Genomic DNA, 24,402 nt, shown 5'->3' with positions numbered 1-24,402 from the left:
GCCGAGTGGTGGGGCGAAGGCCTTTTGGTTACTTTTGGGCCTTTCCAAAAGTGACCCGCTGTAAGAGCGGAACCATAGGTGGCCGTTACCGCAGCAACGGATATGTACACCGACCCACCACCGCTATCGCAGGCAAGCCAGCTCCTACAACGCACACCCCTCACGAAACCACCTCCCCAACCACCACCCCATCCAGCCACCACCGCGCCAACCCCTGCACATTCGGCGCCTTGAGCAACGTAAAGTGATTCCCTGCACCATACCAAACCTGCACCCCACTCCCCTGTCTCCCCCAGCCCTCAACCATCAACCCCTGCTCCCGCTGATTCCCCGCCGCATCCAGGGCCGGGTCCTGGGCCAACACCAACCGCACCACCCCACGATACCGCTGCACCGGCCGATACACCGTTCGCAACGCCGCCGCATAGGTCCGCGCCGGCCCCTCCATCGCGTCCACCGAAGCACGCCCCGGCAACAACCCAACGTTCACCATCCCCCCATGCAACAGCTGCCGTTGCACGCGTTCATCACGCCCGGCAAAGTCCAGCGGATCGATCCCCAACGACTTCCCGGCCGACACCTGCATCGCCTCGATCAAACGCAACAACGCCGCCGTCGTCGTATACGGCCGCCCCACCACGCCATTGCCACCGGGCGACTCACTGTCGATCACCGTCAACGACGCCACCTCGCGCCCCATCGCCTGCAACCGCAGCGCCATTTCCAGCGCCACCCAGCCACCAAATGAATGCCCCACCAGGTGCACCGGCCCGTGCGGGCACTCGTGCGCCAGCGCTGTCAGATAACACTGCGCCGCCGCTTCCACCTGGCTGTGGGGCACCGACTCACCGTCGAGGCCGCGTGGCTGCAGGCCGTACAACGGCCAGTCACGCCCCAATGCCTCGCCGAGCCCGACGAACCCGGTGACGCTGTCCCCCGCCCCCGGCACGCAGAACACCGGGGCGTTCCCAGCACGGCCACCCTGGATACGCAACAACGGTTGATGCACCGCATGCGCCATCGGCACAGCACCCGCCAAGGCGTCAGTCATCGCACGGCCCAGGGCCTGGATATGCGGCGCCTGCATCATGCTCTGGTGATCGCCCGGCACGTCCACCTGGCGCAGTTGCCCCGGTGCCAACGCCTCGCTCCAGCCCAGGGACTGGCTGCGACGGGACAGCTCGGTAGGCCGTTGCTCGGCGCTGAACAGGTGCACCGGAATCGGCAATGGGAACAGGCTGTAGTGCGCCAGCGCGTGCCCGTGCCCCACTTCGCGCTCGATGAAGCTCAAGAGGTCGGCGTCCGACGCCGCTGCCATTTGCGCGTATAGCAAACCTTGATCGCGACAGCGTTGCAGCAAGCCCGCAAAGTCCAGCTGTCCAAGGCTCGCCTCCAGTTGCCCAAGGCTTTCCAGTTCATTCGCACCTCCCTGTGCTTTCCAATACGCCGTGCACTGCAACAGCAAATGCCGCTTGAGGGCCTCGGGGCCGCTCCAGCGCGCCTTGCCCTGGTCGGTCATGCGCGGCACGTAGCTGTCGATCAAGCCGAGGAACGCCACCGGCTCATCCAGCCCGAGCAGTTGCATGGCGACCTCATAGGCCAACACGCCACCAAACGACCAGCCCGCCACGCGATACGGCCCGTGGGGTTGCAGGCTGCGGATCAGCCCGACCATCCGCGCCGCCAGGCCTTCCAGGGTGTACAGGTGCGCTTCGCCCAACGGCACGCCCGGCAGGCCATAGATGGGGTAATCCCCCGGCAGGTGCTGGCCCAATGCGGGGAAATACACGTCCATGCCGCTGAACTCATGCACCAGGAACAACGGCGGTTGCGCGCCGCTGCTGCGCACGGTGATCACCGCGGGGTCACGCTCCGGCTCACCCGTGCGCTGGCGCAGCAGGTTCGCCACGCCGGCCACGCTTGCGTGCTGGAACAGCTCGGCCAGAGACACTGGCAACCCGGCCTCTTCCAGCAGGTTGACCAGACGGATCGCCAGCAACGAATGCCCGCCCAGCTCGAAGAAGCTGTCGTGCCGACCCACGTGTTCCACCCTCAACACCTCGGCCCAACGTTGCGCCAGGGTCTCTTCCAGTGCGTCGGCCGGTGCTTCGAAATCGCGGCTGCACAGGGCCTCCATAGCCGGGACAGGCAGGGCTTTACGGTCGACTTTGCCGTTGGCGGTCAGCGGCAGTTGCGCCAGCGGCACATAGGCCGAAGGCAGCATGTAGTCCGGCAACTGGCCGTGCAGGTGGGCGCGCACGCGGTCGATCTCCAGCGCCTCTGCCGCCCAGGTGAAATAGGCCACCAGGCGTTTGTCCCCGGGATTATCTTCACGGGCCAACACCACCACCTCCCGGATGCCGGCGAAGGTGGCGAGGCGCGCTTCGATCTCACCCAGCTCGATGCGGAAACCGCGAATCTTCACCTGGTCGTCGTTGCGCCCGATGCATTCGAGCAAGCCGTCCGCCGTCCAGCGTCCCAGGTCACCGGTGCGATACATCAGGGCACCCGAGTTGAATGGGTCACTGACGAACTTCTCGGCCGTCAGCTCGGGACGGTTCAAATAGCCCCTGGCGACGCCGTCGCCGCCGATGCAGATTTCACCCGTCACACCCAGCGGCACCGGCTGCAGTTGCGCGTCCAGCACATGGATGTGGGTATTGGAAATCGGCCGGCCCACCGGCACGCTTTCCGCATCAAAGGCAATGGCGCGCACTTCATAAGTGGTGGCGTAAGTGGTGGTTTCCGTCGGCCCGTAGCAATGCACCAAGCGCAACGCCGGGGCTCGCGCCAGCAGGCTGCGGAATGCCGCCGGGTCCGCTCGCTCGCCGCCGCACAGCAGGATGCGCAACCCGGCCAGGGCGTCGGGGATCATCTGCACATATTGGTTGAACAGCGCCGTGGTCACGAACAGCACCGTCGCGCCTTCCAGGGCCGCGCCGAACGCCGCCGGGGCGAGCAAGGTGGCGTGGTCGATCACCTGCACCTGGCCGCCATTGAGCAACGGTCCCCACACGTCCATGGTGCTGGCATCGAACGCCGGGTTGGAGGCGAACGCCACGCGGTCGGCGGCGTTGAAATCGGCATAGCCGTTGTTGATCACCAGCCGCGTGATGCCACGGTGCGGTACCAGCACGCCCTTGGGCGTCCCGGTGGAGCCGGAGGTGTACATGATGTACGCCACGCTGTCCGAGGACTGCGACAGGTCGGGGTTGTGGCTGGGCTGCGGGTCGAGGGCCAGGGTGTCCAGGTCCAGGCGCCGGGTCGGATAGCCGACGGGCATATCGCTGCGGGTCAACAGCCACGCCGCGCCGCTGTCCTGCAGCATGAAGCCCTGGCGTTCGGCCGGCGCATGAATGTCCAGCGGCACATAGGCCGCCGCGCACTTGAGCACGGCCAGTTGGCTCACCAGCAGATCGACAGAACGCGGCAGCAGGATCGCCACGTTGTCGCCCGGCAGCACGCCCAGTCCCAACAGATGATGAGCCAGATGATTGGCGCGAGTGTTCAACTCACCGTAGCTCAGCGTCTGCTCGCCATGGCGCACGGCCAAAGCGCCCGGGCGAGCCTGGGCCTGGGCTTCGAACAGGCGCTGCACGGTGTGTTCACGGGGAAAGGTCCGCGCCGTGGCGTTGAAACCTTGCAGTTGCAAAACTTCGGTCGCCGGCAGCACGGGCAAGCGGCCGATAGCAATCTCGCTGCGTTGCTCCAGGGCCTGCACCACCTGCTCCAGCGCCACCTGCAGGTACTCGCACAAACGCCGCGCGCCCGGCCCCGTGGCCTTGAGGCTGAACCCTGCACCGAGGTCATCCACGCTCAACGACAGGCCATAGTTGGTGTGTTCCTCGGCCTTGAGCACTTGAATGCCCTGCCACGCCTCGGCCACACCTCCGGCCTGCGGCGCGCTATGCCGGTAATTGAACAGCACGCTGAACAGCGGCGTGCCCACCGGCACGCCACTGCAACGCTGGGCCAGTGCCAGCGGCGCGTGTTCATGGCTGAGCAGTTGCGTCAGCCGCGCATGGGTGGCCCGCAGTGCGTCACGCACCGGGCGCTCGCCCAGGTCGACGCGCAACGGCAAGGTGTTGATGAACACCCCCATGGCCCGTTCGGCGCCCTCGCCCCCTTGCAGGCGACCGAGCATCACCGTGCCAAACACCACCCGCTCACGCCCGGACACTTTGCCCAGCACATGGGCCCACGCCAGGTGCATCAGGCTCGCGCTGCTTACGCCGGCCTCACGGGCCTGGCTGCGCAAGCGCTGGCTCAACTGCGGGTCCAGCGCCAGCTGCGCAGGCGCGTCATCGCCCAGCGGTTCGACTTCGGTCGGCTCGTCGATGTCGCCCAGCATCTCGCGGAAGAACCCTTCATGGTCACCGCCACCCAGGCGGGTCTGGGCCACATAGTTGCGATACGGCACCGCTTCGCCCAGCCCGTCCTGATCGCCCAACAGGAACCCCTGCATGTCGTGTTGCAGGATTTCCAGGGCGATGTGGTCCATCACCAGGTGATGGAACAGCAAGGTGGCGACCACCCGCCCGGGTTCCTGGGCATACACCAGGCGCATCAACGGCGCCTGGCCCACGTCCAGGCGCAGGGGCAACGCCCCGGTTTCAACACGCAGCGTCGCGTCGCGCCACACCACTTGCACCGGTTCTTCCAAGCCGTCCCAGTGGAACGACGAACGCAGGATGTCGTGCCGTTCGATCACGGCCTGCAAGGCCATGGCGAACGCTTCCAGGCGTTCGTGATGGTCGAAGGCAAATTGCGCCTGCAACAGGTAGGCATCGCCTTCGGGCACCGCTCGATGGTGATAGAGCATGCCTGCCTGCAACGGTGCCAGCGGGTAGATATCCTGCACATTCGCCGCGCCACCGGGGATGCACGCAACGATGCGGTCGATGGCCGCTTGCTCCAGGGTGATCAGCGGCAACAGGTCCGGGGTGACATGCGTGCAACCGGCGCCAATTCGATTAGCGGGCACTGCCACTTCACGGCTGCCGCCCAATGCCGCCGCCAAACCGGCCAACGTCGGCTGTGCAAACAGTACTTTCACGTCTGCCGACAAGCCCAGGCTGCGCAGGCGTCCCATCAGGCTGACCGCCAGCAGCGAATGCCCGCCCAGCTCGAAGAAATTGTCGTGACGGCCCACGCGCTCCACGTTGAGCAACTCGGCCCACACACTCGCCAGGGCCACTTCCGTGTCGCCCTGGGGTGCCTCGTACTCGCGCACGGCCAGCGATTCCAGGCCCGGCGCGGGCAGTGCCTTGCGGTCGAGCTTGCCGTTGGGGCTCAACGGCAATGCGTCGAGGTGAACAAAGGTCGTAGGCACCATGAATTCCGGCAGGTGCTGCAACAGGTGGGCACGCAAGGCATCGATATCGCTGTGTTCACCGGTGTAGTACGCCACCAGGCGCTGTTCGCGGGCGATGACTGCGGCTTCGTTGATCGCCGGGTATTCGGTGAGCCGTGCCTGGATTTCCCCCAGTTCGATGCGCAGGCCACGGATCTTCACCTGGTCGTCATTGCGCCCCAGGTATTCGATGGTGCCGTCTGGCAGGTAGCGGCCCACGTCACCGGTGCGGTACAGGCGGCCCTCGGTGAACGGGTCCTTGAGGAAGCGTTCAGCCGTTAGGTCCGGGCGATTGAGATAACCTCGCGCTACTTGCACGCCGCCAATGAACAGCTCGCCCACCACGCCCAAGGGCACCGGCTGCAACTGGGCGTCCAGCAGGTACATGCGCGTGTTGGCAATCGGCTTGCCGATGGGGGTGTTGTCCGGCGTCACCGGCCCCGCGCAGTTCCAGGCGGTGACATCCACCGCCGCTTCCGTCGGGCCGTACAGGTTATGCAGTTGGCTGCCGGGCAGTTGCTTCTTGAAGTGTCGCACCAGGCTGCCCGGCAAGGCTTCGCCACTGCAGATCACCCGCACCAGCCCGGCGGCCTGGCTCAGCTCGCCATGGGCGAGGAACACGTCGAGCATCGACGGCACGAAATGCAGGGTGGTGACCTGCTCCGCCGCGATCACCCGGCACAGGTACTGCGGGTCCTTGTGCCCACCCGGCGCAGCCATCACCAAACGCGCGCCGGTCATCAACGGCCAGAAGAACTCCCACACCGACACGTCAAAGCTGAACGGGGTTTTCTGCAAGACCGTGTCGTCGGCCGTCAGCCGGTACTCGTCCTGCATCCACAGCAGACGGTTGACCACCCCGGCGTGATCGTTGATCACCCCCTTGGGCTGCCCGGTGGAGCCGGAGGTGTAGATCACATAGGCACTCACGGCCTCGGTGTGCGGATTATCAAGGGGCAGGTGCTGCCAGGTCGGCTGCTCCAGGTCGATCACCGGCACATCGCCCAGCAAGCCCCGCGTGCTGCCTTGAGCCAACACCACCTGGGGCGCGCTGTCGTGCAGCATGTAGGCGATACGCTCCGGCGGATAGGCCGGGTCCAGCGGCACATAGGCGGCGCCGGCCTTGAGGATCGCGTACAGGCCGATGACCATCTCCAGGCCACGCTCCACGCAGATCGCCACCCGCGAACCGGCGTGCACGCCCTGCGCCAGCAGGTGGTGAGCCAGTTGGTTGGCCTGCGCGTTCAGTTCGGCATAGGTCAACGTTTGCTCGCCAGCCTTGAGCGCTACCGCCTGCGGCGTGCGCGCCACTTGCGCTTCGAACAGGCCGTGCAAGGTCTGGTCGAGGTTGTAAGGGACGTCGGTGGCGTTGAACTCGAACAACACCTGCTGACGTTCCCGCTCGCCCACCAGGGGCAGGTGTTCCAGCACCGCCTGATCGTTCTCGACCATGGCCTGCAATACACGAGTGAAGTAGCCGACGTAACGCTGCACCGTGGTTTCATCGAACAACGCCACCGCATACTCCAGCGCGCCGAGAATGCTGCCCTGCACTTCGCCCAGGTTCAGCGACAGGTCGAACTTGGCAAAGTGGCTGTTCTCGACAATGCCTTCCAGCGCCAGGTCGCCCAGGGCCAGTGTGGGCGCGCTGCTGTCCTGCCAGGTCAGCAGGGTCTGGAACAACGGGCTGTGGGCCAGGCTGCGTACCGGCCGTGTGATTTCCACCACCTGCTCGAAGGGCAGGTCCTGATGGGCCTGGGCTTGCAGGGTCTGGGCCTTGACCCGCGCGAGCAGTGCCTCGACGCTCAGCTCACCCGAAGTGTCGATACGCACCGCCAGGGTGTTGACGAACAGGCCGATCAGCCCTTCCACCTCGCTGCGGGTGCGGTTGGCCACCGGCGAGCCGATCACCAGGTCCTGCTGGCCGGACAACCGCGCGAGCAAGGCCGCCCAGGCGCTCATCAAGGTCATGTACAAGGTGGTGCCGTGGCGTTGGCTCAAGGCCTTGAGCCCGGCCGTGAGGCGTTCGTCCAGGCGCACGTCGACGCTGCTGCCGGCGTAGTCCTGCTGCGCCGGGCGCGGGCGGTCGGTGGGCAACGTGAGTAAGGCCGGCGCACCGGCCAGGGCCTGCTGCCAATAAGTGCTTTGGCGGTGCAGCACCTCGCCACTGAGCCACAGGCGTTGCCACACGGCGAAGTCACCGTACTGGATCGGCAAGGCCGGCAGCGGGTCCGGCAAGCCGTGGCTGAACGCCTGGTACAGCGCCATCAACTCGCGGGTGAGCACGCCCATGGACCAGCCATCGGAGACGATGTGGTGCAGGGTCAGCAACAGCACATGGTGATCGTCGGCCATCACCACCAGGCGCCCACGCAGCAGCGGGCCACGCTCCAGATCGAAGGGCGCCGAGGCTTCGCCATGGATCAACGCGTCCAGCGCCTGTTGCGGCTGCGGGTGGCGGCGCAGGTCCTGCACTTGCAGGGGCAGCACGTCTTCGGCCGGCACGATCAGCACCTGGGCGGTGTCGCCGTGCTGGGCGAAGCGGCTGCGCAGGGTTTCGTGGCGCGCCACAATGCGCGCCAGCGCCCGTTGCAGGGCCTGTACATGCAGTTGCCCACGCAGGCGCAGGCCGATGGGAATGTTGTAGGCAGTGTTGGCGCCTTCCATCAATGCCAGGAACCACAGGCGTTGCTGGGCGAACGACAGCGGTACGTCTTCATCGCGGTTGGCCGGCAAGATATCCGGCAAGGTGCTGCGCCCGGCCTGGGCCAGCACCTCGGCGACCGCGCACAGTTCGGCGTTGGCAAACAGGTCGCCCAGTTGCAGCTCCACCCCCAGGCGCTGGCGCACCTGGGAGACCATGCGCATGGCCAGCAGCGAATGCCCGCCCAGTTCGAAGAAATGATCGTGGCGCCCAACGCGCTCAACCTGCAGCACGTCGCTCCAGATACTCGCCAGTACGCCTTCGATCTCGCCCTCGGGTGCGGCGTATTCACGGGTGAACACGGCGGCCTGGTCCGGCGCCGGCAAGGCCTTGCGGTCGAGCTTGCCATTGGCGGTAAGGGGCAGCGCGTCCAGCTTCATGTAGGCCACCGGCACCATGTAGTCCGGCAGGTGCGCCACCAGGTGGGCGCGAATATCGCCGACCGCCAACGGATCGATCTGGGGGTTCTCGGTGAAGTAAGCCACCAGACGTTCTTCACGCACCAGCACCACCGCTTCAAGAATGCCGGCCAATTGGTTGAGCTGGGTTTCGATTTCCCCTAGTTCGATGCGCACGCCACGGATCTTCACCTGGTCATCGTTGCGCCCCAGGTATTCAAGGTTGCCCTCCGGCAACCAGCGCGCCAGGTCGCCGGTGCGGTACATGCGCCCGCCGTTGAAGGGGTCGTCGAGGAAGCGTTCGGCGGTGAGTTCCGGGCGGTTCAGGTAACCCCGCGCCACGCCCTTGCCGCCCACGTACAGCTCCCCCGCCACGCCCAAGGGTACCGGGCGCTGCTGTTCATCCAACAGGTACACCGTGGCATTGGCGATAGGTTTGCCGATATGCAGCACCCCGCCCGCCTCCACCTTGCCGGACGTGGCGACCACCGTGGCCTCGGTGGGGCCGTAGTTGTTGATCAGCTCGAAATGCTGCGCCCGGCCGAACTGGCGCAAGCGGTCGCCGCCGATCAACAGGGTGCGCAACGTGGGGTGTTCGATCTGCTGGCTGAACGCGTACTCGGCCACCGGCGTCGGCAGGAAGCACACGTCCAAAGGCTGCGCGCACCACCAGGCCAGCAGCGCGTCGATGTCTTCGGCGCCGTCATTGGCCGGCGGCAAGTGCAAAGTCGCGCCGACACACAGCGCTGGCCACACTTCCCAGGCCATCGCATCAAAGCCGAAACCGGCGACGCTGGCGGTGTGGCGCCCGGTGCACAGGTCAAACGCCGTGCAATGCCAGTCCACCAGGTTGGCCACGGTGTGGTGCTCCACCATCACGCCCTTGGGCAAGCCGGTGGAGCCGGAGGTGTAGATCACATACGCCAGGTGTGAGGGCGTGACGGCCACCTTGGGGTTGCTCGCCGAATGGTGCTGCCAGGTGTAGCGGTCGAGGTTGATCACCGGCACTTCCAGGGCCGGCAGGCGATCAAGCAGGGCCTGCTGGGTCAACACCGCCACCGGGGCACTGTCGGTCAGCAGGTAGTTCAAGCGTTCGGCCGGGTGGGACGGGTCCACCGGCACGTAGCAGCCACCGGCCTTGAGGATTGCCAGCAACCCGGCCAGCGTGTCCAGCCCACGGCGGGCGACGATAGCCACGCGGTCATCGGGCTTCACACCCAGTGCCAGCAGGTGGTGGGCCAGCAGGTTGGCCTGCTGATTCAGCTCGGCGTAGGTCAGTTGGCGGCCTTGATGCACGGCCGCAATGGCCTCGGGCGTCCGGGCCGCCTGGGCTTCGATGCGCCCGTGCAAGGTGGTGCCCTGGGGGAAGTCGGCGTGGGTCGCGTTGAACTGTTCGAGCAGCAATTGCTGTTCGGCGGCGGGCACTACAGCCACCTGGTTCAGGGCGGTGTGGGGGGCCTGTTCCAGTGCCGCCACCAGGTTCTCCAGCGCGGTGTGCAGGTAGGCACACACGCGCTGCGGGTCCACGGCCGTGCTGGCGAGCAGGCTCAAGCCAAACCCTTCGCCCAGGTCATCCACGCTCAAGGTCAGCGGGTAGTTGGTGCGTTCTTCGGCACTCAGGGCGGCAATGCCCTGCCAGGCCGATGCGGCGTTGGCGCTGGCGGCCGGCGCACTGTGGCGGTAGTTGAGCAAGGCACTGAACAGCGGCGTCGGCGCCACCACCCCACTGCAGCGCTGGGCCAGCGCCAGGGCCGCGTGTTCATGGCGCAGCAAGGTGGTCAGCCGCGCGTGGGTGGCCTTGACCCCGGCACGCACGTCGGTGGCGTCCACGTCCACGCGAAACGGCAAGGTGTTGATGAAAATCCCCAGGGCCCGCTCGGTGTCATGGCTGCCTTGCATGCGCCCCATCAACACGGTGCCGAACACCACCTGCTGCTTGCCGGCCAGTGCCCCCAGAACCTGCGCCCAGCCCATATGAAACAGGCTCGCCGCGCTCACGCCCAATTGCCGGGCCTGGGCACGCAAACGCTGGGCCAACGGCGCAGGCAGCGGCAGGTTGACCTCGGTAATGCCACGGGCATCGCCCTGCACATCCTGCAAGCCAAACGGCAAGGTCGGCTCGCTGATGTCGCCGAGCATCTGGCGGAAGAAGCTCTCGTGCTCCTGCTCGCTGATCCCCAGCCGCGCCTGTGCCACATAGTTGCGAAACGGCACCGCCTGGCCCAGCGCCGCGCCCTGCCCCAACAGGCACGCCTGCAGCTCATGGCACACCACTTCCAGCGCGCTGTGGTCCAGCGCCATGTGGTGGAACAGCAAGGTTGCGACGATGCGCTGATTGGCCGGGTCGTCGGCACGCACCAGGCGCAGCAACGGCGCCTGGGTCACGTCCAGCCGGTAGTGGCGGGCATCAAACAATGCATGCAGTTGCGCGGCGATGTCGCCGTCGGCCGGGTCCAGCACCAGGGCCTGGATCGGCAACTGCGCCCGGCGCCACACCACTTGCGACGGTTCTTGCAGCCCTTCCCACACCACCCCGGTGCGCAGGATATCGTGGCGATCCATCACCGCCTGCAAGGCCTGGGCGAACGCCTCGAAACGCGCCAGGCTGTCGAACGAGAACTGCGACTGCATCACATACGGGTCGCCCTGTTCAGCACTCACGTGGTGAAACAGAATGCCTTCCTGCAACGGCGCCAACGGGTAGATGTCCTGGATGTTCGCCACGCCGCCGTCGACCGTCGCGACAATCCGCTCGATCTCCTCCTGGCTCAACGTCGACAACGTCAGCATGGCCGGGGTGATGTGCTCGGTGCCGGCCGCAATACCATTGGCCGGCACCTCGACTTCACCAGCCTTAGTCGCCGTGTAGTCGCCAGCCTTGATCAACTCGATCAACCCCGGCTTGTGCTCGCGCAACGCGGCCATGATGGCCGGGTCACTCAGCGCCTGTTTGTTACCTTGCACCGCCAACTGTTCGCCCTTGAGCGCCAGTTGGATGTCTTTGCTCTTCAGCGTCGCCAGCAGTTCGAGAATGCTCACAGGACGATCTCCATTCGTTCGGTTATGGCGGCGTAGCCAGCCAGGGTCGGCTGTTCGAACAACGCCCGCACATCGGCTTCCATGCCTTCCTGGCGCAAGCGCCCGATCAAGCTCACGGCGAGCAGCGAATGCCCGCCCAGTTCGAAGAAATTGTCATGCCGCCCCACCCGCTCCACGCCCAGCAGTTCGGCCCACAGCCGCGCCAACAGGGTTTCGGTTTCGCCTTGCGGTGCGGCGTACTCGCGCACGCTCAGCGCTGCCATGCCCGGGGCCGGCAGGGCCTTGCGGTCGAGCTTGCCGTTGGGGCTCAGGGGCAGCGCCTCCAGGTGCACGAACAGCGCAGGCACCATAAAGTCCGGCAGGTGCAGCAGCAGGTGGGCGCGCAGGCTGTCGATGTCGGTGGGCACGCCGGTGTAATAGGCCACCAGGCGGTCTTCGCGGGCCACCACGGCGGCTTCGCTGACCTGGGGATGGTCGAGCAGGCGCGCCTGGATTTCCCCCAGTTCGATGCGCAGGCCACGGATCTTCACTTGGTCGTCATTGCGCCCCAGGTATTCAATGTTGCCGTCGGGCAGGTACCGGCCGACGTCACCGGTGCGGTACATCCGGCCGTTGGTGAACGGGTCCTTGAGAAAGCGCTCGGCGGTGAGGTCCGGGCGATTGAGATAACCGCGCGCCACTTGCACGCCGCCAATGAACAACTCGCCGACCACGCCCAGGGGCACCGGTTGCAATTGCGCATCCAGCAGGTACATGCGGGTGTTGGCGATGGGCTTGCCGATCGGCGTGTTGTCCGGCACTTGCGGCCGCGCGCAATTCCACGCGGTCACATCCACCGCCGCTTCGGTGGGGCCGTACAGGTTGTACAGGCCGATCTGCGGCAATTGCTGCTTGAAGCGCCGCACCAGGCTGCCCGGCAGGGCTTCGCCGCTGCACATCACGCGCACCAGCCCGGCCGCCTGGCTGACGTCGCCGTGGGCCAGGAACACATCGAGCATCGACGGTACGAAGTGCAAGGTAGTGATGTGCTGCGCCGCGATCACTTCGCACAGGTAGGCCGGTTCCTTATGCCCGCCCGGACGCGCCATCACCAGGCGTGCGCCGGTCATCAGCGGCCAGAAGAACTCCCACACCGACACGTCGAAACTGAACGGGGTTTTCTGCAGCACCGCATCATGGTCCTTGAGGCCATAGGCGTCCTGCATCCACAGCAAGCGGTTGACCACCCCGGCGTGTTCGTTGATCACGCCCTTGGGCTGGCCGGTGGAACCGGAGGTGTAGATCACGTAAGCCTGGTGCTGCGCCGTCAGACCCGGCACCTCAGGGTTGCTCAAGGGCTGGTGCTGCCAGGTTGGTTGGTCGAGGTCGATCACCGGCACCTCGCCCAACAGGCCCCGGGTTGCGCCCTGGGCCAGCACCACTACCGGCGCACTGTCTTGCAGCATGTAGGCGATGCGGTCGAGGGGGTACGCCGGGTCCAGCGGCACGTAGCCGCCGCCGGCCTTGAGGATGGCGAACAGGCCGATGACCATATCCAGGCCGCGCTCGAGGCAGATGCCCACCCGCGAATCCGGCTGCACGCCCTGCTCACGCAGGTGATGGGCCAGGCGGTTGGCGTGCTCGTTCAGTTGTTGATACGTGAGGTGCTGTTCTTCGGCCTTGACGGCGATGGCATCCGGCGTGCGTTGTACCTGGGCTTCAAACAGGCCATGCAGGGTCTGGTCGAGGTCGTAACTCACGTCGGTGGCGTTGAAGGTCACCAGCAGCCTGTGCCGTTCTTCTTCGCCCAGCACCGGCAGGCGATTGAGCGCGTGCTGCGGCGCCTGCTCCAGGGCCTCGACCAGGCCGCACAGGGCCACGTGCAGGTAACCGCAGACCCGCTGCGGGTCGAGTTGCGCCAAGGCCGTCACGTCAAAGCCGTCGCCCAGGTCATCCACGTTCAGGGTCAACGGGTAGTTGGTGCGCCCGTCATTGACCAGCGTCTGCATGCCTTGCCACGCCTGTTGCGCGTCCACCGAGCGGGTCGCCGCGCCGCGATGGCGATAGTTGAGCATCGAACTGAACAGTGGCGCGGGTGCAGCCACCCCGCTGCAGCGCTGGGCCAGGGCCAGGGACGCATGTTCATGCCCGAGCAGCGCACTCAGCCGTGCATGGGTGTCTCGCACGGCAGCGCGAGCGCCTTGCGCGTCGATATCCAGGCGCAGCGGCAAGGTGTTGATGAACACCCCTAGGGCACGGTCGGCGCCCTCGCCCCCTTGCAGACGGCCCACCAGTACGGTGCCGAACACCACGCTGTGACGGCCGGATGTGGCCGCCAGCACTTGGCCCCAGGCCAGGTGGAACAGGCTGGCGGTGCTCACGCCCAACAGACGGGCCTGGGCACGCAGGCGGCGGTTGAGGTCGCTGTCCAGGTGCAGGGTGTGTTCGGTGATCGCGTTGCCGTCGCCGCGCACATCCTGCAAGCCAAACGGTAGGGTCGGTTCATCGATATCGCCGAGCATGCCGCGGAAGAACGCCTCGTGCTCCTGCTCGCTGATCCCCAGGCGCGCCTGGGCCACGTAGTTGCGGTACGGCATCGGCGCTGTCGTCGGGGCCGGCTGGCCGAGCAAGTGGCCCTGCATTTCGCGCAGCACCACGTCGAACGCGGTGTGGTCCAGCGCGATATGGTGATACAGCAGCACCACCACCACCCGCGCATTGGCCGGGTCTTTGGCGTACATCAGGCGGATCAGCGGCGCCTGGCTGATGTCCAGCCGGTAGCGCCGTGCATCGAACCGCTCATGCAGGCCCGCCAGCACATCGCCTTGCAGGTGCAGCTCCTCCACGCTCAGTTGCGCACTGCGCCACACCACTTGCAGCGGTTGCGCCAGGCCTTCCCAGACCACGCCGGTACGCAGGATGTCGTGGCGGTCGATCACCTGTTGCAGCGCCTGGGCGAAGGCGTTCAGGCGCTCGAGGCTGTCAAAGGCCAGGTGCGATTGCAGCAGGTAGGGGTCGCCGCTTTCGGCGGTGATGTAGTGGTAGAGAATGCCTTCCTGCAACGGCGCCAGCGGGTAGATGTCTTGCACATTCGCTGCGCCACCCGGGACACGGGCGACCACGTCGTCGAGGGTCGACTGGTCCAGTGTCACCAGCGGCAACAGGTCCGGCGTGATGCGCTGGCAGCCCGCAGGAATTCGGTTGGCCGGCACCTGTACTTCACGGCCACTGCCCACAGCGGCGGCCAGTGCGGCCAGGGTCGGCTGGCTGAACAGCACGCGCACATCGGCACTGAGGCCCACCTGACGCATGCGTTCGATCAGGCTGACCGCAAGCAAGGAATGCCCGCCGAGTTCGAAGAAATGGTCGTGCCGACCGACCTGCTCCACCTGCAACACCTCGGCCCAGATCCGCGCCAGGGTGGTTTCAACCTCGCCCTGGGGCGCCTCGTAGTCGCGGCTGAGCAAAGCGGCTTGATCGGGTTCGGGCAGGGCCTTGCGGTCCAGCTTACCGTTAGCGGTCAGGGGCAGCGCGTCGAGTTTCACATACGCCACCGGCACCAAGGCGTCGGGCAACACGGCTTGCAGTTGCTCGCGCAAGCCTTCAATCGCCAGCGGCCGTTGCTCGGTGAACCACGCCACCAAGCGGCCGTCGCGCACCAGCACCACCGCTTCGCCGACACCGTCCAGGGCGGCCAGGCGGCTTTCGATTTCGCCCAGCTCAACCCGCACACCGCGCAACTTGACCTGGTCATCGTTACGCCCCAGGTACTCAAGATTGCCGTCGGGCAACCAGCGCACCAGGTCGCCGGTGCGGTACATGCGCCCCGGGTTGAACGGGTCTTGCAGGAAGCGTTCGGCCGTCAGGTCTGCGCGGTTCAGGTAACCCCGCGCCACGCCGCTGCCGCCCACGTACAACTCACCGGCCACGCCCACCGGCACCGGGCGCTGTTGCGCATCCAGCACGTAGGCATAGGCATTGGCGACCGGCCGGCCGATGTGCAAGCCCTGGCCGGCCCGCACACGCCCGGAGGTGGCGACCACCGTGGCTTCGGTGGGCCCGTAGTTGTTGATCACGGCAAAGCGCCGTTCCTGGTTGAACTGGCGCAGGCGATCGCCGCCGATCAGCAGGATGCGCAAGGTCGGGTGCTGCAGGTTTTGGCTGAAGGCGTACTCGGCCACCGGCGTCGGCAGGAAGCTCACGTCCAACGGTTGCGCCAGCCACCAGGCCAGCAATTCGTCGATGTTCTCGTTACCGACGCTGGCGGGCGGCAGGTGCAGGGTGGCGCCCACGCACAGCGCCGGCCAGACTTCCCAGGCCATCGCATCAAAGCCGAAACCAGCCACGCTGCTGGTGTGGCTCGCACGGTCCAGGCCGAAGGCTTCGCAGTGCCAGTGCACCAGGTTTTCCACGGTGCGGTGTTCCACCATCACGCCTTTGGGCTGGCCGGTGGAGCCGGAGGTGTAGATCACGTAGGCCAGGTGCGCCGGGGTCAGCGCAGGCACGTGCGGGTTGTGGGTGGGTTGCTGCTGCCAGCTCGAATCCTGCAAGTCCACGCTGGCTACCGATCCCAACAATGCTCGGGTGCTGACTTCGGCCAGCACCGTTACCGGGGCGCTGTCTTGCAGCAGGTAGCGGATGCGCTCGGCGGGGTATGCCGGGTCAATTGGCACATAGCCGGCGCCGGCCTTGAGAATGGCCAGCAAGCCCACCAGCATCTGCGGGCCGCGACGGCAGCAGATCGCCACGCGGTCGTCCGGTTGCACACCGAGCGCCAGCAGGTGATGGGCCAGCTGGTTGGCGCGTCGGTTGAGTTGCGCATAGGTCAGCGCTTCGCCGTCTTGCACCACGGCAACGGCGTGGGGTTGGCGCTCGGCCTGCACCTCAAACGCGCCGTGCAGGGTCTGGCCCGTCGGGTAGTCTGCGGCGGTGGTGTTGAAGTCGCGCAGCAGGGTATCGCGCTCGGCCACCGGCAGCACGGCCAGTTGATTGAGCGCAGTGCCCGGTGCGGTTTCCAGTGCGGTCACCAGTTGCGCCACCGCGTTGTGCATGTAGTCGCACAGGCGCCTGGCACCGATCTGCGGCAAGGCCAGCACCGTCAGGCCAAACCCGCTGCCCAGATCGTCCACACTCAATGTCAGCGGGTAGTTGCTGCGCTCTTCACCGCCGAGCAACTGCACGCCTTCCCAGATGCCCTGGCCATCGCGGGCCATTTCGCCCGGGTTGCTGTGACGGTAATTGAGCAAGGTGCTGAACAACGGCAACGCGGCCGCCACGCCACTGCAACGCTGGGCGAGTGCCAGGGAGGCGTGCTCATGCCCGAGCAGGGCCGTCAGGCGTGCATGGGTGGCCTTGACCGCCACGGCCGCGCCAGCCGCCACATCGACCCGCAATGGCAAGGTGTTGATGAACATCCCCAGGGCCCGATCCGCGCCCTCGCCGGCCTGCATGCGGCCCATCAACACGGTGCCGAACACCACCTCATCACGCCCGGACACCAGCCCCATTACCTGAGCCCAGGCCAGGTGCATCAGGCTGGCCGCGCTGACGCCTGCCAGCCGGGCCTGCTCCCGCACCCGCTGGGCCAGCGTGGCGTCCAGCGCCAGCTCGGCTTCTTCGATTTCACGCCCGTCGCCCTGCACATCCTGCACACCAAAGGGCAAGGTCGGCTCGTCGATGTCGGCCAGCATGTCGCGGAAGAATTGCTCGTGCTCGGCCACGCTCACGCCGAGGCGCGCCTGGGCCACGTAGTTGCGAAACGGCGCGGCCGCCGGCAAGTCTTGCGCTTGGTTGAACAGGAAGGCGCGCATTTCCTGGCCGACCACTTCCATGGCGGTGTGGTCCAGGGCCAGGTGATGGAACAGCAGGATCGCTGCCACCCGCCCGTTGGCCGGGTCCTTGGCGTAGACCATGCGCAACAACGGCGCCTGGGTGATATCAAGGCGGTAATGACGCGCATCGAAACGCGCATGCAGTTGTTCGATAATGCCGCCGTCGGCCGGGTCCAGCGCCACTTCTTGCACCACCAACTGGGCGTCGCGCCACACCACTTGCACCGGGCTGTCCAGACCTTCCCAGACCACGCCGGTGCGCAGGATGTCGTGCCGCGCAACCACCTGTTGCAACGCGCCCATGAACCCGTGCAAGCGCTCCAGGCTGTCGAAGGCCATGCGCGATTGCAGCAAGTACGGGTCGCCGTGTTCGGCGCTGATGTGGTGATACAGGATGCCTTCCTGCAAGGGCGCCAGCGGGTAGATGTCCTGCACGTTTGCCGCGCCGCCCGGCACGCTGGCGACGACTCGGTCGATGGCTGCCTGGTCGAGCTGCACCAGGGTCAGCATGTCCGGCGTAATCCGGGTGCAGCCCCCGGGAATGCCATTGGCCGGCACCCGCACTTCGCGCCCGCTGCCCACCGCCGCTGCCAGCGTGGCCAGGCTCGGCTGGCTGAACAGCACGCGCACATCGGCGCTCAGGCCGACCTGGCGCATGCGTTCGATCAGGCTGACCGCCAGCAACGAATGCCCGCCCAGCTCGAAGAAGTGATCGTGACGCCCTACCCGCTCAAGCTTGAGCACGTCCTGCCAGATCTGCGCCAGCAGGGTTTCTACCTCGCCTTCCGGCGCTTCATAGCCACGGCTGAGCAGCGCGTTCTGGTCCGGTACCGGCAGGCCCTTGCGGTCGAGCTTGCCGTTGGCGGTGAGTGGCAATAGCTCCAGCCACACATAGGCCGACGGTACCATGTAGTCGGGCAAGCGGCCTTGCAGGTGGCTGCGCAGCGCTTCGATGTCCAGCGCCGCCTGGGCGGTGTAGTACGCCACCAGGCGCTTGTCGCCGGGCTCGTCTTCACGCACCAGCACCACGCTGTCGTTCACCCCCGGGAAAGCGGCCAGGGCCGCTTCGATTTCGCCGGGCTCGATGCGGAAACCGCGAATCTTCACCTGCAGGTCATTGCGCCCCTGGTACAGCAAGGTGCCGTCCGCCTGCCAGCAGGCCAGGTCGCCGGTGCGGTACAGCAGGCCGTCGCCGAACGGGTTGGCGATGAATTTTTCGGCGGTCAGTTGCGGCTGGTTCAAGTAGCCCTTGGCTACGCCCGCACCGCCGATGTACAGCTCGCCGACCACCCCCAGCGGCAGCGGCTGCTGGCGCGCATCGAGCACATAGGCCTGGGCATTGGCGATCGGCTGGCCGATGGGAATGCCACCCTCGCCCACAGCGGTGATTTCATGGGTGGTGGAAAAGGTGGTGGCTTCGGTCGGCCCGTAGCCGTTGAGCAGGTGTTGGGGCTTGCCGTGCTGGAGCACGCGGCTGATCACCAGCGGGTCGAGCACATCGCCGCCGACGATCAGGTAGCGCAGTTGGCGCAAATGCGGCATCAGCGCATCGGCGTATTGGTGGAACAGGCCCGCCGTCATCCACAACACGCTGACGGACTGCTCCTGCAACAGTTGCGCGAACGCGGCCTGGGACAGCAACACCGCGTGTTCAACCACCACCACGCAGCCGCCGTTGAGCAACGGCGCCCACACTTCCAGGGTGCTGGCGTCGAACGCCGGGTTGGAGGCGAAGGCCACGCGGTCACGCTCGTTGAACTCGGCATAGCCGTTGTTGAGCACCAGCCGCGAGATGGCCCGATGCGGCACCTGCACGCCTTTGGGCGCGCCAGTCGAGCCGGAGGTGTAGAGGATGTACGCCACGCTTTCTGCCGACTGGAGCAGTTCGGGATTGCGTGGGGACTGCGCGTCCAGGTTCAGGTCGGCCAGGCTGTTGAGCACCCGGCGGGCGCCGCTGTCCTGCACGATAAAGGCCTGGCGCTCGACGGGGGCGTTGACGTCCAGCGGCACGTACACGGCGCCGCACTTGAGGATCGCCAGTTGGCAGACCAGCAAATCAAGAGAGCGAGGCAAGCCAATCGCCACGCTTTCGCCGGGCTGCACGCCTTGGCCGATCAGGTGATGGGCCAGGCGGTTGGCGCGACGGTTGAGGTCGCGGTAACTCAATGACAACACGCCGTGCACCGCCGCCACCGCTTCGGGCCGGGCCAACGCCTGGGCTTCGAACAGCTGGTGCACGGTAAGCTGCGCCGGGTAGTCGCGGGCGGTGGCGTTGAAGTCCACCAACAGTTGATGGCGTTCGGCGGGCGGCAGGATCGAGATAGCCTGCAACGGCGTGGTAGGCGCCTGTTGCAGCGCGGTCACCAGGTGGCGCAGCGCGGTGAGCATGTAGTCGCCCACCCGTTGCACGTCCAATGTGGCCAACCCCTGCACGGTAAGGGCGAAGCCGCTGCCCAGGTCATCGACGTTGAGCACCAGCGGGTAGTTGCTGCGCTCTTCGGAGCTGAGGATTTCGATACCGGACGCCGCGAACGGGCTGGCCCCCGGTGCTTCGCCCGGCGCGCTGTGGCGGTAGTTGAGCAGTGTGCTGAACAACGGCAACGATGCCGGCACGCCGCTGCAACGCTGGGCCAGGGACAACGAGGCATGCTCATGCCCGAGCAGCTGCGCCAGGCGCGCATGGGTGGCGCGCACTCCCGCCTGTACGCCTACCGTGCCGAGACTGACACGCAGCGGCAAGGTATTGATGAACATGCCGAGGGCGCGGTCGGCGCCCTCACCGCCCTGCAGGCGGCCCAGCAGCACCGTGCCAAAGACCACGTCCGGCTGGCCGGAGACCTGCGCCAACACCTGCGCCCAGGCCAGGTGCACCAGGCTGGCGGTGCTCACGCCCAACTGCCGTGCCTGTTCACGCAGGCCCAGGCTCAACGCCGGTTCCAGCGGCAAGTGCGCCTCGACGATGCCACTGCCGTCGCCATTGACGTCCTGCAGGCCGAAGGCCAGGGTCGGCTCGTCGATGTCGCCGAGCATCTCGCGGAAAAACCCCTCGTGCTGCGCCTGGCTCACGCCCAGCCTGGCCTGCGCCACATAGTTGCGGTACTGCACCGCGTCGGGCAATTGCGCGCTGCTGCCTGTCAGGCTCGCGCTCATTTCCTCCACCAGCACCTTCAACGCGGTGTGGTCGAGCAGGATATGGTGCAGCAACAGGATGCCGACGAAACGCCCCTGCTGCTCGGCATAGGCCAGGCGCATCAACGAGGGGCGCGTGAGGTCCAGCCGGTAATGGCGCGGGTCGAAGCGTTGTTGCAGGGTGGCCAGGGCATCAGCGCCCGCCGCCTCGATGCGCTCGACCACCAGCGGCGCGTGGCGCAGCACCACTTGCACCGGCTCATCCAGGCCTTCCCAGAGGATGCCGGTGCGCAGGATGTCATTGCGCTCGATCACGCTGTTCAAGGCGCGCGCGAACGCGTCCACCGCGCCTTTGTCGGCGAAGCTGAGTTGCACCTGCAAGACGTAGGGGTCGCCTTCGCTGGTTGCCAGGTGGTGATAGAGAATGCCCGCCTGCAAGGGGGCCAGGCCGTAGATGTCCTGCACATTGCCCAGGCTGCCAGGCACGCTTGCGAGGATATGGTCGATGGCGGGCTGTTCCAGTTCCACCAGGGGCAACATGTCGGGGGTGATGCGTTGGCTGGTTGCGGTAATCCGGTTGGCCGGCACCGCCACCTCCTGCTGCCCCCCCACTGCCGCCGCCAGTGCCGCCAGGGTGGGCTGGCCGAAGAGCACGCGCACATCGGCGCTCAGGTCCAGCTGGCGCATGCGTTCGATCAGCTTGACTGCCAGCAGGGAATGCCCGCCCAGCTCGAAGAAATTGTCGTCGCGGCCAACACGGTCAAGGGTGAGCAGCTCTTGCCAGAGCCCCGCGATAGCAGTTTCCACTGCGCCCTGGGGCGCTGCATAACCGCGCCGCACCAGCGCCTCGGCATCAGGTGCAGGCAAGGCCTTGCGGTCGAGCTTGCCGTTGGTGGTGAGGGGGAATTGGTCCAGCAATACGAACGCGCCAGGCACCATGTAGTCGGCCAGGCTCAGCAGCAGATGGTCGCGCAAGGCGGCGACACTCAGCTCACCTTCGGCAATCACGTAGGCCACCAGGCGCTTGTCCCCCGGCACGTCCTCGCGCGCCACGACCACGGCGTCGCGCACGCCGGGCGCAGTGGCCAGCCGCGCTTCGATTTCCCCCAGTTCGATGCGGAAACCACGGATCTTCACCTGGTCGTCATTACGCCCCAGGTACTCGACGCTGCCGTCAGCCTTGAGGCGGCCCAGGTCGCCAGTCTTGTACATGCGCAAACCGGTGGCCGGGTCGGCCAGGAAGCGTTCGGCGTTCAGCGCGTCACGGTTGAGGTAACCCCGCGCCACGCCGGCACCGCCCACGTACAACTCGCCGACCACGCCCACTGGCAGCGGCTCGCGCTGCTCATCCAGCACGTACAGTTGCAGGTCGGGGATGCGCACGCCAATCGGGCTGACGCCCACCAACTGCGCGTCCGCCGCTTCCAGGGCGCGGTAAGTTACGTGCACGGTGGTTTCGGTGATGCCGTACATGTTCACCAGTTGCGTGCCGGCGTTGATCGCACGGGCATACCACGGTTTGAGCATGCCCGGCTCCAGGGCCTCGCCACCGAAAATCACCTGGCGCAAGGAGTGGGCCTGGGGGCTGTCGGCCTGGGCGGCGATCAATTGGCGGAAGGCGCTGGGCGTCTGGTTGAGGATGCTCACGCCCGCCTCGCACAGCAGCGTGTAGCACTCGTCCGGTGACCGGCTGACCAGTTGCGGCACGATCAGCAACTGGCCGCCGTGCATCAACGCGCCCCAGATCTCCCACACGGAGAAGTCGAAGGCAAAGGAGTGGAACAGCGCCCACACGTCGTTGCTGTTGAAGCCGAACCAGTGCGCGGTGGCGGTGAACAGACGCGCCACCTGGCGGTGTTCGATCATCACGCCCTTGGGTTGGCCGGTGGAGCCCGAGGTGTAGATCACGTAGGCCAGGTTGGCCGGGCTGACGCTGACACGCGGGTTGACCAGGGATTCGCCGCGCAGGCCGTTGAGGTCGATCTGCGCCAGGTCGCCGACCAGGTGGCGGGTGTTGGCTTGCACCAGCACGGCCAGCGGTGCGCTGTCGGCCAGGGTGTAGGCGATGCGTTCCAGCGGATACGCCGGGTCGATCGGCACGTAGCCGGCACCGGCCTTGAGGATGCCCAGCAGGCCGATGATCATTTCCGGGCCGCGCTCGACGCAGATCGCCACGCGGTCGTCCGGGCGAATGCCCTGGGCCAGCAGGCGATGGGCGACCTGGTTGGCGCGCTCATTGAGCTGGCGGTAGGTGAGCCGTTGGTTGTCGAAACGCAGCGCAATGGCCTCGGGCTGGGCGGCGGCGTGGGACTCGACGAGGTGGTGGATCAGGGCCGTATCGGCGTAGTGCGCAGGACTGTGATTGAGGGTGTGCAGCAGGTGATGGCGTTCGGTGTCGGGCAGGATGTTCAGGCCGCTGAGCGGCGAATCCGGTCGCTGCTCCAGGGCATCGGCCAGGCTTTCCAGGGCCGTGTGCAGGTAGCTCGCAACGCGCTGCGCGCCGATGGCGGCGTCCACCATCACGGTCAACGCGAAGTCTTCACCCAGGTCATCGACATTGACCGTCAACGGATAGTTGGTGCGCTCTTCGGCGCCCAGCACCTGGATACCTTCGGCCACCTCGATGACCTCGTCCATGTCGGTTGCCGCGCTGTGCCGGTAGTTGAGGATGGCGCTGAACAACGGCGTCGGCGCGGCCACCCCGCTGCAACGCTGGGCCAGGGCCAGGGATGCATGCTCGTGATGCAGCAAGGTGGTGAGCCGCTCATGGATCGCCTTGACCCCGGCACGCACGCCCTGCCCGCCCACATCGGCGCGCAGCGGCAAGGTGTTGATGAACATGCCCAGGGCGCGTTCGCCGCCCTCACCCGCGCCCATGCGCCCCAGCATCACGGTGCCGAACACCGCGGCCTCGCGACCGGACACCACGCCCAACACCCGCGCCAGGCCCAGGTGCATCATGCTCGCCACGCTCACCCCCAGTGGCCGCGCCAGCTGGCGCAAGCGGCGGCTCAACGTGCTGTCAACGGGCAGGCGCGCTTCGTCGATGCCCTGGCCATCGCCCTGCACGTCTTGCAGACCGAAGGGCAGTGTCGGCTCGTCGATGTCGGCCAGCATGTCGCGGAAAAACGCCTCGTGCGCCTGCTCGCTGACGCCGTGGCGCACCTGGGCGATGTAGCTGCGAAACGGCACCGGCTCACCGGCCTGGGCCTGCTCGCCGGCCAGGTACAGCTGGATTTCATGGCGCACCACGTCCAGGGCGGTGTGATCGAGGATGGTGTGGTGGAACAGCAGCATCGCCACCACCCGCTGGTTTGCCGGGTCGTCGGCGAACACCAGGCGCAGCAGCGGCGCCTGGCCCAGGTCCATGCGGAACGTGCGTGCGTCATAGCGGGCGAGCAATTGGGCGAGGATGTCGCCACCGCCCAACGGTACCTCTTCACAGACCAGCGGCGCCTTGCGCCATACCACTTGCAGCGGCTCGTCGAGGCGCTCCCACACCATGGACGTGCGCAGGATGTCGTGGCGGTCGATCACCCATTGCAGCGCCTGGGCAAAATGCTGCAGGCGCGCGCGGCTGTCGAACACGAACTGCGCGTGCAGCACGTAGGGGTCACCCTGCTCGGCAGACAAATGGTGATAGAGCATGCCCTCTTGCAGCGGCGCCAAGGGGTACACATCCTGCACATTCGCTGCGCCACCGGGGATGGCAGCCACGATCCGGTCGATCGCCGGCTGGTCGAGGTTGACCAGCGCCAGCATGTCCGGCGTGATGCGGTAGGCCGGGCTCAACCAGTCACCGCCATGTTCGGCAACCAGTGCCAGCAGCTGGGGTTTGTGGGCGATCAGTTGATCCCACAGGGCGTCATCCAGTGCTTCGTCATCGCCGAGGATGATCAGGTCGCCTTCTTCAGTTTGCAGACGGATCGCATGGGTGGAAATCGCTGCCAATAATTCGCTGAACTGCAT

The 24,402-nt window shown here is 66.5% G+C and carries 2 protein-coding genes; both read right to left on the bottom strand.

Annotated elements, in window-relative coordinates; all coding sequences use genetic code 11:
- Positions 1–160: 160 nt before the first annotated feature.
- Complete coding sequence (locus tag AC07SU_RS19620; protein WP_494997958.1) at positions 161–11,494, bottom strand: amino acid adenylation domain-containing protein; 11,334 nt, start codon at positions 11,492–11,494, stop codon at positions 161–163.
- Positions 11,491–24,402: an amino acid adenylation domain-containing protein gene (locus tag AC07SU_RS19615; protein ID WP_494997957.1), complete on the bottom strand. Its 12,912-nt coding sequence runs from the start codon at positions 24,400–24,402 to the stop codon at positions 11,491–11,493. Before AC07SU_RS19615 ends, AC07SU_RS19620 begins: the two co-directional genes overlap by 4 nt.

The sequence above is a fragment of the Pseudomonas sp. GW821-FHT05H12 genome (assembly GCF_059419385.1).
Note: the sequence above shows the minus strand (reverse complement) of the source record. Positions and strands in the feature narration are given on the sequence as shown.

Coding starts and splice junctions, on each gene's coding strand:
- AC07SU_RS19615 (WP_494997957.1), bottom strand. CDS start 24,402: ATGCAGTTCAGCGAATTATTGGCAGCGATTTCCACCCATGCGATCCGT.